This is a genomic window from Blastococcus sp. SYSU DS0539, from assembly GCF_054050855.1.
On the sequence record NZ_JBJHAF010000001.1, the window covers coordinates 254,112 to 267,124 of the forward strand.

At 72.4% G+C, this 13,013-nt stretch carries 9 protein-coding genes and 1 pseudogene; 4 read left to right on the top strand and 6 right to left on the bottom strand.

From position 1 onward, the window contains the following. Positions 1-95: 95 nt before the first annotated feature. Positions 96-3,320 (bottom strand): UvrD-helicase domain-containing protein, encoded by a 3,225-nt coding sequence (locus ACI790_RS01100; RefSeq protein ID WP_456567928.1) that lies wholly within the window; start codon positions 3,318-3,320, stop codon positions 96-98. Beyond that, a complete protein-coding gene (locus ACI790_RS01105) occupies positions 3,317-6,370 on the bottom strand; it encodes a PD-(D/E)XK nuclease family protein (RefSeq protein ID WP_456567929.1) in 3,054 nt (1,017 codons plus the stop codon). The genes ACI790_RS01100 and ACI790_RS01105 overlap by 4 nt, the downstream gene beginning before the upstream one ends. Positions 6,371-6,891: 521 nt before the next feature. Here ACI790_RS01105 and ACI790_RS01110 point away from each other — a divergent pair. Further along, positions 6,892-7,635 carry a matrixin family metalloprotease gene (locus ACI790_RS01110; protein WP_456567930.1) on the top strand — a complete coding sequence of 248 codons (744 nt, stop codon included), beginning with the start codon at positions 6,892-6,894 and terminating at the stop codon, positions 7,633-7,635. Here ACI790_RS01110 and ACI790_RS01115 read toward each other — a convergent pair. Continuing rightward, complete coding sequence (locus tag ACI790_RS01115; RefSeq protein WP_456567931.1) at positions 7,586-7,969, bottom strand: ADP-ribosylglycohydrolase family protein; 384 nt, start codon at positions 7,967-7,969, stop codon at positions 7,586-7,588. The genes ACI790_RS01110 and ACI790_RS01115 overlap by 50 nt on opposite strands. Here ACI790_RS01115 and ACI790_RS01120 point away from each other — a divergent pair. From ACI790_RS01120 to ACI790_RS01130, 3 genes and pseudogenes are all read left to right on the top strand, one after another. After that, a pseudogene (locus ACI790_RS01120) lies at positions 7,887-8,159 on the top strand (CocE/NonD family hydrolase C-terminal non-catalytic domain-containing protein); the annotation flags it as partial. The gene ACI790_RS01115 and the pseudogene ACI790_RS01120 overlap by 83 nt on opposite strands. Positions 8,160-8,382: 223 nt before the next feature. Further along, positions 8,383-9,354 carry a hypothetical protein gene (locus ACI790_RS01125; RefSeq protein WP_456567932.1) on the top strand — a complete coding sequence of 324 codons (972 nt, stop codon included), beginning with the start codon at positions 8,383-8,385 and terminating at the stop codon, positions 9,352-9,354. Then, complete coding sequence (locus ACI790_RS01130; protein ID WP_456568132.1) at positions 9,351-9,785, top strand: hypothetical protein; 435 nt, start codon at positions 9,351-9,353, stop codon at positions 9,783-9,785. The genes ACI790_RS01125 and ACI790_RS01130 overlap by 4 nt, the downstream gene beginning before the upstream one ends. Before the next feature lie 391 nt (positions 9,786-10,176). Here ACI790_RS01130 and ACI790_RS01135 read toward each other — a convergent pair whose 3' ends face one another. The 3 genes from ACI790_RS01135 to ACI790_RS01145 form a co-directional block, all read right to left on the bottom strand. Continuing rightward, entirely contained in the window at positions 10,177-10,704 is a 528-nt protein-coding gene (locus ACI790_RS01135; protein WP_456567933.1) for a hypothetical protein, read from the bottom strand. Positions 10,705-10,738: 34 nt separating this feature from the next. Further along, complete coding sequence (locus ACI790_RS01140) at positions 10,739-12,160, bottom strand: ADP-ribosylglycohydrolase family protein (protein ID WP_456567934.1); 1,422 nt, start codon at positions 12,158-12,160, stop codon at positions 10,739-10,741. Between the two features lie 65 nt (positions 12,161-12,225). Beyond that, positions 12,226-13,008, bottom strand: a complete 783-nt coding sequence (locus ACI790_RS01145) for a thioesterase family protein (protein ID WP_456567935.1) — start codon at positions 13,006-13,008, stop codon at positions 12,226-12,228. Positions 13,009-13,013 lie beyond the last annotated feature (5 nt).

The following is a 13,013-nucleotide window of genomic DNA, read 5'->3' on the forward strand; positions in this document are numbered from 1 at the left end:
CTTTCGTTACTGACGCGACGGGCCAAGGGCGCTGCTGCGTGATGCCATTGGGTCCGGTGTGAGGAAGAAGGCCTTCCCTCGTCGACCGATCGGGGTCAGCCGGGTGCAGCGGTCACGGCGGCCGACTCCACCGGGTTGAGAAAGAGAAGGCGTGGACTGACGTCCGGACTGGTCGTCGCAGCGCTGAGCACCGTCGTGTAGGAGCGCAGTTGGGGCGCGTAGTACTGCACTCGCGCAGCTACCGCCTCGGCCGGGATGGCGTCGGTCTTGTAGTCGACGACCACCAGCGAGCCGTCGTCCTCGCGGTAGACCAGGTCGACGTAGCCCTCGAGCACGGTGCCGTCCTGCTGGACCGTTCCGACGTACATCTCCCGCCAGTGCTCTCGTGCAGCGGCCCGCCGCACGATCTCCGACTCCAGCGCCGAGCGCACCAGCGCCGTGACGACGTCGGCATGCGCCTCGACACCCTCGGCCACGCACTGCGCCGCCACGGCGTCGTCCAGACCGCACCCGGTGGCCAGGTCGATCTGCTGCAGCACTCCGTGCACCGCCCGGCCGATCGCCGTCCCGTACCGGCCCTTCGACCAGGCCGGCAGCTCGACGTTCAGCGCCCCCTTCGCTGAACCGGTGTCGGCCCCGCCGAAAGCGACCGAAGGCTCTGTCCCCTCAAGCCCCGATGCCGACGTGGCGGAGGCGACCGCGCTGGCCGAACGCACCCGGGTCAGCTCCGCCAGCCAGTCGCCGTACTCCTCCGGAGCTCGGGGCGCCGTGGAATCGACGACGACCGACGAGCCGTCGCCCAGCTCCGCCACCGACCACGACTCCGCGCCGGACGCGCTACCTCCCGCGTCCGCGATCAACTTGGCCGCCGTCTCGGTGCGCGACACCGCCAAGCGGTGCAGGGACACCAAGAGGTGGTCCCGGGCTCTTGTCGCCGCGACGTAGAGCAGCCGCCGTCGTTCGCGCTCGTCCATCTGCTCGTCGACCGGCTGCGCGGCGTCGAAGTCACCCGTCGTCACGCCCTTGCGCAGGGACACCTCGTAGCCCCCGGAGGCCGGCCACAGCACCCGCACCCCCGAGGGGCTGCGCGGCGCCGCGGTCAGGCCGCTCATCACGACGATCGGAAACTCCAGCCCCTTCGCTGCGTGGATCGTCATGATCCGCACCGCGCTTGCGTCCGTCTCCGGGAGCGATGCCTCGACGACCCGCGAGCTCTCCTGGCCCTGCAGCTCCGCCCACGCGAGGTACGCCCGCAGCCCGCCGTGCTCCGACTCCGACCACGCCCGCGCCTGGTCGACGACGAACCGCAGCCGCCGCCACTGGTCCCGCGCCCGTGGGCTGGTCGCGGCGACCTCGAGCATCCGGCGGTCGGCCACCAGGGCGGCCAGGACCTCGGCGGGCGACAGCCACCGCGAGTCGTTGTGGAGCCGCCGCAGGTAGGCCAGCGCGACCGCCACCGGGTGGTCGTGCCGCTCCTCGGGCACCGGCGCCAGCAGGTTGAGCACCCCGCCGTCGCGCTTCCAGGTCCACAGGTCGTCGTCGCCGCAGCCGAACAGCGGCGAGCGCAGCGCGGTGACCAGTGCCAGCCCGTCGCTCGGGTCGGCGACCGCCCGCGCGGCGGCCAGCAGGTCCCGCACCTCCTGCGCCTCGTAGACCAGCGAGCTCGCCTCGGCGCGGTAGGGGATGCCGGCAGCGTCCAGGGCCTCCTCGAGGAAGGGGAGCGACGTGCGCGCCGGTACGAGGATCGCGACGTCGTCCAGCCGAGCCGGCCGCCACTCCTTCGTCTCGTCGTCGCAGACCTGCCAGCCCTCGGTGATCGCCCGGCGGACCACCCCGGCGACGTCCGTGGCCTCGAGCTCGCGGAGCTCCGCCGCCGACAGCTTGCCGGGGTTCGCTTCCGCGCCCAGCGCCACGACCGACGGTGAGTCGCCGCGCGGCTCGCGCACCGCGTCGAGCGCCCGGTACTCCGGTTGCCTGTCCTCCTCGGCCACGATGAGCCGGCCGAAGACGTTGTTCACCCACGAGACGATGGGCTCGGTCGTGCGGAAGTTCGACGTCAGGTTGACCTCGCCGCCGATCACCCGCTGCGATCGCAGGTACATCGCGATGTCGGCCCGGCGGAACCGGTAGATCGACTGCTTGGGGTCGCCCACGACGAACAGGGACCCCGGTGGGACGACGACGTCCTCCCACCGCTCCTGGCTCGCCTCCGCGCCGCCCGCGATCCGGACCGCCAGCTCGATCTGGATCGGGTCGGTGTCCTGGAACTCGTCCAGCAGCAGGTGCGAGTAGCGATCGTGCAGCGCCGCCCGCACCGAGCGGTCCCGGCGCAGCAGGTCGCGGGAGATTACCAGCAGGTCGTGGAACTCCAGGCGGCCGGCGGACCTGCGATTCTCGGCGGCCTCCAGGACCCGCGCGGCGATCCACCGGCTGAGCAGCCGGAGGGCGCAGTTGCACACCTCCTGCACGGCGGACCGTGCCGCCTCGACGAGTTCGGCGCAGTCGTCACGCACGGACTGGACGCCGTTGCGCCAGTTGTTCTTGTTGCCGGTCCTGCCGAACTTCCAACCAAGGATTTCGTTGAGCGTCTCCAAGCGCTGGCCCTCGTCGGCGGCGGCAGAGAGGCGAGACGCCCAGGCCTCGAAGTCGTCGAGCTTCAGGCGCATCGAGTCGGTGCCGAGGGTGCACTCCTCGGCTCGAGCAACGAGCGCGGCCGCTCGGCGAGCGAGCTCGTCCAGACCGCGCAACTCGGCGGGTGGCAGCTCCTCGTCGTTGAGGACCCGCTCGGTCACCAGGTCCCAGTCGGCGTTGAACAGCTTCGCCAGCGAGCGCAGGTGGTCCAGCGTCACGCCGGCCGACATCGCCAGCAACAGCGGCTGGGCGATCGCGTCGTCGTCCAGCAGGCGGGTGCGCTGCTCGGCCCACCGCTCCTCGAAGGCGACCGAGCTGCTCAGCTCGTCGGCGATCTCCAGCAGCGGCGGCAGGCCGGCCTCGATCGGGTGCTCGCCGAGGATGCGCTGCGCGAAGGAGTGCAGCGTGCCGATCGCCGCGCCGTCCAGGTCGTCGAGGGCCTGCTCGGCGAGGTCCCTGCCGTCGCGCTCCAGCGCCGCGCGCAGCCGGTCGCGCAGCTCGGCGCCGGCCTTCTCGGTGAAGGTGACGGCGGCGATCGACCGCATCGGGACGCGCGCCTCGGTGACCAGCGCGGTGATCCGGTCGACCAGGCAGGTCGTCTTGCCCGACCCCGCGCCCGCCTCGACGAAGAGGGTGCGGTCGAGGTCCTCGCGGATCGCGCGGCGGGCGGCGTCGTCGGTGAGGTTCATGCCTGGCCTCCGTCGGCGGGCAGCGGCTCGATGAGGGCGACCAGCTCGGCGAGCCGCGGATCGGTCTTGGTGCGCAACCAGCGGGCGCGCGCGTTGCCGTGGCCGATGCCGTCGGGGTTGCAGAAGGCGCACTGGACGTAGGCGAAGTCGTCCTTCTCCGGCGGCCGGGCCGGGAAGAGGCCGGTGCGGATGCCGGTGACCAGCACCTGCAGCGTCTGCGCGTACCGCTGCTCCACCTCGGGCGTGAGCGGAACGGCGATGCGCCCCTTGTCCCGCCGCACGAACCAGTAGGCGGCCTCCACCGCGGCATCGGGCCGGTCGAGGACCTGCCGGGCCGCGTGGGCGTAGACGGGCAGCTGCATCTTCGAGCCACCCAGCACCGGGTCGTCGGCGCAGAGACCGGCGAACGAGCGGGCGCTGCCGCTCTTGATGTCGGTCACCACGAGCCGGCCGTCGGCGGTCTCGTCGACCTTGTCCGCCGAGCCGCGCATGAGCACGCTGCCGCCGTCGGGCAGCGGGACGGCGACCGGCTCCGCACCGTTCATGCCGAAAGCCAGTTCGCTGGCGAGCACGCGGGCCTGCTGCTCGGCCCGCCACACGTCGTCGGCGGCGAGCATGGCCTGCAGATCCGCTTGGATGCGAACCAGCATCTGCTGCCACAGCCGCGGGTGACCGGTGCGCCCGTCGGCGGCCATCTCCGCGGCCCGGGCGTCGGCGATCTCAGCCAGCCGGCGGCGATGCGCGTCGGTCCAGGGCTCGCCGTAGCCGGGCAGGTCGTCGGCGAACTCGGTGACCAGCTGGTCGAACGACTCGTGCATCAGGGTGCCGATGTCGGCGGGGCTGATGGTGAGGACGTCCTCGGGCTGCTCGATCGGCTGGACGCCCAGCACCCGGTCGATGAAGTAGGAGTGCGGGCAGCCGGCGTACTTCTCCAGCGCGGTGGGGGAGACAGCGCGCTCGCCGGCGGCGAAGTCGGGCAGCCCGTCCGCGACAGCGGAGAGGTCGCCGTCGAACCGGGTGAACGCATCGCTCTCACGGCCCGCGGTGAGCGTGTGCGCGGCGGTGACGACGGCGTCGTCCAGCTGCAGACCCCCATGCGCGGCCTGCGTCCGCCACTCCTGCTCGCAGGCCGGCTGCTCTGCCGTGGCCAGGGAGCCGGCGAAAGAAGGGGAGGTGGTGAGGTGCCCCGCGGCCGTCTCCCACTTCGTGGCGGTCAGCCCCGGGTCGCCGGAGAGCCGCCTGAGCGTGGGCAGGAGCCAGCGGCTGGGCAGGTACCGGCTCTTGGTCCTCAGGTCGCCGCGGGGGAACGATGCCACGATCTGCGGTGCGGCGGCGAAGGCAGCGAGCAGGTGGCGGTGGGCGGCGTCGATCCGCTCCCGGTAGCCGAGCAGTCGGCCGCCGGTCATCTCGCGGGCGCGCTCCGGCAGCAGCGGGTCCTCGCGGAGCCGGCCGGGGTACACGCCCTCGGCCAGGCCGAGGACGAAGACGACGTCGGCGTCCAGCCCGATGGCGGCGGAGACCGGGGCGACGAGCACGCCGTCGCCGAACCGGCCGACGCGCGGGAGTGCAGCCTCGAGCTGGCTGGCCAGCGTCTCGCGCAGCTGCCTGAGCCCGGCCGGGGCGCCGAGGGCATCGAGGGCGCCGAGCGACTGCTCCAAAGCGCTGGCCGCGTACTGCTCCTCGACCGGAAGGGCAGTCAGCTCCTCGGCCTTCCCGATCAGCGAGTGGACGAGGTCCAGCGCCCAGCCGGACAGCTCCGCCCAGCTGAGCAGGTGCGCGCCGCGATGCAGTTCGGTACGCAGGTCGGTGGCGAATCCGCGGAGGCGCTCGACGTTCTCGATGTCGGCGGCCAGCTTCTCGCGCCGGCCCTCGCTCTCGCTCTCGGCCAGCTCCTGGCGATGAGTATCGGCGTAGTGCTGCAGCCGGGTGTCCCAGTCGTTGCCTTGGACGACGCCGGCCGCACGGGACAGCCGCTCCCAGCGGGAGACGGGGATGCGCTGCCCGTCGGTCGTGCGCATCGGGACGGCGGCGAGCACGCGGAACAGGTCACCGCGGGGGACCTCGTCGGTCGCCAGGTCGAGCAGCTCGAGGACGGCCCGAGCGACGGCGCGCTCGTGCACCGGTCGGGTGCCGGGCCCGTTCACGGTGATGCCGGCTGCGCCGAGGTGCTCGTGCAGCAGGCGCGCGTAGGGGTTGCCCTTCGCGTAGAGGACGGCGATGCGGTGGGCCTTCGTCGTCTTCAGCGCGGTGACGACCTCGCGGACGACGCAGCGGACCTCGTCGTCGGCGTCCGAGGCGGTGAGGACGCGAGTGGCGGCGGGTTCCTGTGCACTGCCGTCGGCGCCCAGCCCCACCCGGTCCAGAGACCGGAGGACGGCGGCATCGGCCTTGTCGCTGCCGGTGCGTCCGGCGACGACTCGAAGGGTGCCCGCGGTGGCGACCGCCGTCACGAAGTCGGCCTCGGCCTGGGTGAGCTGCTGCGGCAGGTAGAGGACGACGGTGCCGACCTCGCGGATCCGCTCCGGCTGCTCCTGCGCGATACGAGTGGCGGTGTGCAGGAGATCCGTCTCGTCATACCAGGCGGGGGAGAGGCCGGACCGCACATCCCGGTACAGGCGGACGAGGTCGGGGCCGAGGGTGGTGGCGCCGGCGACGGCATCGAGGGCGGCGTCGCCGAGATCGCGCAGCTCCCGGCCGGCGCGGACCATGGCCTCCACGGTGGCGGGGTGCTCGGCGACCGCCTCGAAGACGCCGGGCTCCTTGCTGAGGGCGGCCCGCCACGAGGCGGCGACGACTGCGGTGGTGGCAGGACGGCGGGGGTGCAGCGCAGGGGCCGCGAGCTGCTCGGCGAGGCGGACGATCGTCGTGGGGAACAGCGCCGCGACCCCCCGGTGCCCGTCGCCGAGGCCCTGCGCGAGGAAGCGGCGGGCCACGATGCCGGCGATGTTGTTGGGCACCAGGACCGTCACGGGGGCGAGCGGATCGCCGCCCTTGACCTCCCGGACGACGTCTCGGAGCTCCTCCAGCGCAGCGCGGCCGTACGCAGTCATGCATCCCCCCGTGGTCGAAACCACGGCGGACCGTAACAACCGCCGGTGGCGGTTGGCGGTTCCATGCAGGCGTGTGCCCCGAAGGGGGATGCTCAACCGACACGGCAATCCCGGCTGTCACAGCTGTGCGAGGTCCCCGCCCCTGCTGTGCCCGTCTGCGCGCGCGAGACGCAGTCGATGTCCGTGTCGGGCCAGCTTAGAGGCGCGGCGGTTTCACCCGCGAGAGGCATGTCGCTGAGCGTGACTCCCGTGCAACAGTGCGCACGACGCTATCGGGGAGCGGTCCGGCAAGACACGGGGAACAGCGAGTGCACGACGACCACGCGGGATCGGGACGAGGGCCCGCAGGGCTCCGCGCGTCGCCGACCGGCCGGGTTCCGCAGTGGGTGATCGACGAGGCGAACGGGTGCTCGCCTGATGCCGTGCCGTGGCGGGCATGGGCACCGGACAACTTGTCGAGCGGTGCAGGGAGATCCCGCAGGCGCCGCCGATTCCTGCTCGTGGGCGTCGCAGTGACGGCGGTGATCCTGTTCGCCATGGGGCTCGATCCACGAGGCCTTGTCAGCGGCGTTCCCGGCAGCGTGCCGCACGCCTCCTGGCCGACACCGGGCTTCGAGGCAGCGGATCATCCGCTCGGGAGCCCCGTGCCGGCTCCGGCGTCCGGCGGCACGCATCTCTTCGTCGCGATGCAGGAGGACGATGTGCGGCCGGTGGCCTACGACCCGTGCCGGCCTATTCACTACGTGATCCGCCCGGACAACGCGCCGGCAGGTGGTGAGGCGCTGATCCACGAGGCATTCGTCCGGATTTCCGGCGTAACCGGCCTGCAGTTCGTGTACGACGGTGCAACGGCCGAATCCGCATCGGACGCCCGCGAGAGCTTCCAGCCCGACCGCTACGGGGATCGGTGGGCGCCCGTGCTCGTGTCCTGGCAGACCGAGGTGGAGACCCCGGAGTTCGCGACAGGCACCGCTGGGCTCGCCGGGAGCGCCAGCGTCGAGCCGCCCGGCGGGCCCCGTGTGTTCGTCACGGGAACCGTGCAGCTGGATGCGGCGGCCTTCGCTGACATGCTGGCCGACCCGGTGAGGCTTGCAGGGGCCCGGGCAGTCGTCCTCCATGAGCTCGGCCATCTGGTCGGGCTCGCCCACGTCGCGGACGCCGGCCAGCTCATGTACCCATCGACCAGCGCGGTGCTCGATTTCGCACCCGGAGACCTCAGTGGGCTGGTGGAACTCGGACGAGGAGAGTGTGTTCCGAGCGTGTAAGCCTGGGTCGGTCAGCGCGGGTGTGTCTGCGGGATCGTGCAGGAGACCACACGATGGCCGCGTGACCGGAGCGGGTGAAGTGCTCAGCCGCGGCGACGTCCCACGGCCGGCCGGAGCCGAGGACGGCGCGCGTCTGGTTGCCGATGTCCGGCGGCCCGGCCTCGGCCCACGCGCGGAACCGGCCGAAGACATCGGCCTCGTCGAGCCCGCCGTGCTCCACCAGCGAGGTCGCCACCAGCAGCGCCATCTGCATGTCGTCGGTGAACTCACCGGGCGCCGACGTCTTCCTGCGGTTGTGCGACGTCGAGCCGAGCGGCCGGTCGATCGACGTCACCGACCGGCTGGTGCGGCTCGATCCGGTTCCGGGCGAGGAGTCGGCGCCGGGGGAGCGCACGGTCGAGACGACGCTGCCCGACGTCGCGCACCGCTTCCCGGCCGAACACCGCATCCCGCTGCAGATCTCCGGCGGCGCCCATCCGCGCTACGCCCGCAACCTCGGTACCGGGGAACCGCTCGGCGAGGGCACCCGCACCGTGCCGGTGACGCATCGGATCGGCTCTGGCAGCACCTCGCCGTCATCGATCACCCGCCGACCGGCTGACAAGGAGCGGGACTGGTGTGACGGAAGGGTCAGTCCGCGACGGCCGGGCAGAAGGTTGCGGGTCCGCGGGGTGTCGGTGAGCTGGCGGTCGGGGATCGCGGCCGTAGGTTCGCCGAGCTCATCCCCGCAACTCGGAGGTCCCACCGGTGGTCTTGCCCCTCATCCCTCTCGTCCTCATCGGGCTCGGTACAGGCACGGGCCTCGGTGGCGTGGTCACCGGCGTCATGGGCGGCCTGAAGCTGAAGGACGCCCAGTCCGTCGCCGACACCGCCCAGAAGCGCTACGACGAGTCGCTGTCCCTGACCCAGAAGCGCGTCAGCGAGAGCAACGAGCGCATCCAGGAGTACGGCCGCCAGCAGGAGCATGCGCGGCAATTGGTGGTCAAGCGAATGGCTGCCTTCCTGGAGCGCCAGCGCCGGCAGGTCAAGCCGGGCACGGCGCAGTTGCTCGACGGCATCGAGGCGGAGCAGCGGGAGCTGGAAGCCTTCGCCGGAGCTCTGACTGCCGACGTGAACTGGCTCAAGGGCGCCGGTATGGCGGCCCTGACCGGCGCCGGTGCCTCCGCGGGCATCCCGGGCGCGGTCACCGCCCTGGGTGCTGCGAGCACCGGCACCGCCATCAGCTCGCTGTCCGGCGCCGCCGCGCAGAACGCCACCATGGCCTGGCTGGGCGGCGGATCCCTCGCTGCCGGCGGGGGCGGTGTCGCGGTCGGGACCGCGGCTCTCGGCGTGGTGACCATCGGCCCGACGATGCTCATCGGTGGCCTGACCCTGAATTCCCAGGGCGAGAAGGCGATGACCAAGGCGAAGGAGCACGAGGCGAAGGTGACCGTCGCCGTCGAGGACCAGGCAGCCTTCCGTTCCTCCCTGGACGCGCTGGACGCGCGGACCGCCGAGGTCAGCGAGGTCCTCGCCGGACTGGTGCACCGCGCTCAGGCAGCCTTGTCCGACCTGGAGCCGCTGGACTTCGACCCGGCGAAGCACACCGCCGAGTTCGACCGCGCGATGGGCCTTACCCGCGCTGTGAAGGACATCTGCACCGTGCCCCTGATCGGGGACGACGGGCAGATCAACTCCGAGATGCTCCGTCTGATCCCCCACTACAAGGAGTTGGCGTGACAGCCGCCAAGAAGCCGGTCGAGGGGGTCGTCCTGCCGCCCGCGGAGAAGTCGCCACTGCGCTCCGTCGATGCGCTCGGCGCCCTCAACAACGTCGTCGACGGCGCACTCGACTATCTCCGCCTGCGTGAGGAGGAGCAGACCAAGCGCGCCGGCATCGAGGCCTACGCGACGGTCGAGGTAGCCCGCATCCAGCAGGCGAGCTCGCTGCTCAAGGGTTACTTCGAGCAGGTGTTCGCCGAGCGGGGCAAGGCCATCGACGGGCTCTTCCGGCACCTGGACGACGCCATGACCAGCGGCGACTCAGCAGCGGCCGCGACCGCCCTGGAGGGCATCGTCGACCTGGCCAAGTCCTCACCCCTGGCCGCGATGGGAGACCTGACGCAGGTTCGCAAGGCGCTCGACGATCCCGACCACGTCTGGGAGCTGTAACCGCACCTGCGGGGGTGGCGACGATCCGGACGAGGGGCGCTCGCGGAGCGGCGTCATCGACCTCGGTCATGGCTCCATCCTCATCGCCGCCCGGCGCTCCCGACGGACCGAGTGACGGTCAGCGTCCCCCGCACCGCCGCAGGCGCACGTCGGCATGTCGGCGCTGAAAGACTGTCGGTCGGCGCCGGCGGCCGTGACGAGCTCCTCGACCGCCCGGCGCAGGGCGTTGGCGAGGCTGTGGCCCGGTAGGCGCTCGGCGACCGCCGCCTCGACGCTCGTGTAGTACCAGAGCAGTTCTCGCGGCTCCCATTGAACGTCGTTCAAAAGCTGTCCCCGTAGCGGTGGACGTCGGCGGCGATGCACAGTCCGTTGTGCGTCTTGTCCGCTGCCGTCACGAGCAGCGCGTCGAGCGGCTTGGACGGCAACCCGTCGACGTACGCCTGCTTCCGCGCCTGCCACGTCCCGCGCCGCTTACCCGACTCGTTTCCCCGCTGAGCACCCGCGCGGCGGCGCGCACCGGCGACGAGCCGACGTTCTGACCGCCCTGCCAGAGCGTGCACGCTTCGGCCAGGGCGTCGTCCGGCACGGGCGTTTGAACGGAGGGTCGGCGCCGCTTCACGGCTCGTGCCTGCAGCTCCTTGAGCACGCGCACCGCGTCCGACACCTCGCGGACGACGAGCTCAACCGCCTCCTCGGTGGTGGTCGCCTGACCCGACGTCGTGCCCTTCGCACCGACGGAGGTGAAGCCGTCGTCGGGAGCCGGGAGGTGAACGGCGCCGTCGCTGTGCAGGTCGACCCACTGGTTGTAGTAGGTGGACGGGTGGTTGCTGCTGATCGTCACGTGCAGTGGTCGCTGAGCGGGGTGCTCCACGCGGACGGCGACGTCCTCGTCGTCCCATCCGGCGACGTGCTCGCCCACCCGGCGGCCGATCCCTCCATGCTCAGCGACGTGCTCACCGGTGTCCTCCGTCGTCGTGGGGCCGGGCGGCGAGGCGCTCGAGCGCGGCGGTGAAGCTGTCGTTCCACAGGCCGAGGTGCGGCCAGCGCTCGGCGACGTGCGCCGTCGCTCCCTCGACCGACATCCCTTGCTCGCGCACCAGCCAGCCGCGCAGCACCAGCCCGGTGCGCGAGGCGCCGCCGTGGCAGTGCACCAGCAAGCGGCGCCCCTCGTCCTGCAGCGCCTTCATGTCATCCAGGACGTCGGCGAGCATGACGTCAAGATCGGCGTTGTGGTCGTTATCGGCGATGTAGGCCATCCGGTGCACCGGGTGCGGGAACGGCTCACCGAGCCGGCACAGCGAGATGACGGCGAAGTCCTCGTTGCTGTAGCGGGCGCCGTCCAGGTTGCCGGCCCAGATGCCGGGCAGCACCTCGGTCGGGCCGATCCGCGGGATCACGCCCGGGTCGTAGTTCTGCTGTACCCCGCCGTCCAGAGCGGCCGCCAGCTGCTGCAGATCGGACAGCCGCCAGACCTTGTCGCCGTGGCCGGGCACCCGGCCGTGCACCGCTGACGCCCAGCGGCTCGGGATACCGCCCATCCCGAAGACCGCCCCGGCCAGCCCGCCGGCCACGCAGGCGACCGTGTCGGTGTCGCCACCCAGGTCGATGACCAGCCGCAGCACCTCGGCGAAGTCCCGCCCGTGCCGCAGGGCCCACACCGCCTGGCCGAGCGTCGGCCACACCGCACCGTTGGACTCGGTGGCCCGGTCAGGTGTCCAGTCCGAGGTCAGCACCGCCGCCCACCGCTCGCGGTGCTCGGGCAGCACTGCCTCCAGCGCCGTCGGGATCGCCGCGAGCGGGTCATCGCCGTCCAGTGCCACGCGCATCAGCTCGTGGAAGATCGCGCAGCCCTCGCCGGCCGACGGGTCGCCGTGGGTCAGCGCCGAGATACGCCGGGCGGCGTCCATGGTCGCCTCACGACCGTCACGCGAGAACCGGATGGCGGCTGGCGTCGTCCGCATCAGCGAGCCGTTGCCGGCCGCGTGCCCGGACCGGGCGAAGTGCTCGGCCGCGGCGACGTCCCACGGCCGGCCGGAGCCGAGGACGGCGCGGGTCTGGTTGCCGATGTCCGGCGGCCCAGCCTCCGCCCACGCCCGGCACCGATCGAAGACATCGGCCTCGTCGATCCCGCCCCGCTCCACCAGCGAGGTGGCCACCAGCAGTGCCATCTGGGTGTCGTCGGTGAATTCGCCCGGCTCCCAGCCGATCGAGCCGCCGCCGCACATCTCCGTCTTCGACCCTCGGGCCGGCACCGGGAAGCGGGCCGAGAACTGCCCCGGCGGTCCGAACTCGAACGGGGCGCCGAGGGCGTCGCCGACGGCTGAGCCGACGAGCGCGCCGGCCACGCGGTGGGAGCGGTGCATGCGCTGGGTCACCCAGGCATCCTGGCCGACGGCGGTGCCGCGCGTGCGTGCGACGCCGGATGAGGTCGGTGGCTTCGTCAGCGGGCCTGGACGAGCAGCGGCTGCGCGACCTCGCCGATCGAGCCGCGTACGTCCGACAGCTCGCCGTGGCAGAGACCGATGCCGTCCGCGGCGATCTGCGTCCGGCAGGCCAGGTGCACCCACTCGCCGTCCGGCTCGCGGGTCAGGTGCGTCGTCATGCCCGGCGGGATGGACCACCAGCTGTCGATGGGCAGCTCCACGGAGATGCCGTTGGCGGCGTCGGCAGCGATGAGCGCGCGGTCGAGACCGGTGAGCGGCAGACCGGCGACCAGCGGGACGCGCACCCGGGTCCAGACGTCGGCCGGCCCGGGCTCCTCCGGTGATCCGGCGGTGTAGCGCCAGTCGATGGCCTGCCCGAAGCCCCAGTCGGGCAGGCCGAACAAGACCTGCGGCGAGGACTCGGGGACCGCGGGTGGTGGGCTGAGCTCGGTCACCACCGGCGGGGTGGGTCCGACGGCGAGCGACCACACGCGGGCGACGGCCACGGTGCGGCCCTCCACGGTCATCACCGCCTCGGTCAGGTCGATCCGCCGTCCCGGGCGGACGGGGGACACCTCGACGGTGAGCTCTCGGCGGGGGATGGCGCCGAAGAAGTCGACGCTGATCCGCGCCGGGCGGGTACGCGTCCCCGTCGCCCGGGCGACGTCGGCGGCCAGGTGAGCCAGCAGCGCGGACGGCGGTCCGCCGTGCTGGGCGCTGTGGTCCCACGGGCTCTCGGTGGCCCGGGTGGGCGCGAACCGGTTGTCGCCCAGCGGCAGGTAGAAGGCCTCGAACTCCATGACCG

Coding starts and splice junctions, on each gene's coding strand:
- ACI790_RS01145 (WP_456567935.1), bottom strand. CDS start 13,008: ATGGAGTTCGAGGCCTTCTACCTGCCGCTGGGCGACAACCGGTTCGCG.
- ACI790_RS01105 (WP_456567929.1), bottom strand. CDS start 6,370: ATGACTGCGTACGGCCGCGCTGCGCTGGAGGAGCTCCGAGACGTCGTC.
- ACI790_RS01100 (WP_456567928.1), bottom strand. CDS start 3,320: ATGAACCTCACCGACGACGCCGCCCGCCGCGCGATCCGCGAGGACCTC.